Source organism: Pseudomonas cichorii, assembly GCF_003700275.1.
In the GTDB taxonomy this organism is placed as follows: Bacteria; Pseudomonadota; Gammaproteobacteria; order Pseudomonadales; family Pseudomonadaceae; genus Aquipseudomonas; species Aquipseudomonas cichorii_B.
Genome location: NZ_RBRE01000088.1, coordinates 1 through 283, shown reverse-complemented (window position 1 = coordinate 283; position 283 = coordinate 1). Strand labels below are relative to the sequence as shown.

Here is a 283-nt window from a genome sequence, read left to right as displayed (position 1 = left end):
CCCAAGCAATCTGCGAAGAAGCAGGTTGCGGTGATGTGAAGACGACACGAACCGAAAGTTTGCGCCGCACGCACAAAGCACCGACTTCTATTACATGCCCATTCGCTGGAACGTGTTCACGCACGCACCGGCTACCGAATTTCTTGACGACCATAGAGCATTGGAACCACCTGATCCCATCCCGAACTCAGCAGTGAAACGATGCATCGCCGATGGTAGTGTGGGGTTTCCCCATGTGAGAGTAGGTCATCGTCAAGATTAAATTCCGAAACCCCCATCTGCT

The 283-nt window shown here is 52.7% G+C and carries 1 rRNA gene; it reads left to right on the top strand.

Annotated features, from left to right (window positions below):
- The first annotated feature begins 142 nt into the window (after nucleotides 1-142).
- Nucleotides 143-258 (top strand): 5S ribosomal RNA (gene rrf, locus ALQ04_RS23185).
- Nucleotides 259-283: the final 25 nt, after the last annotated feature.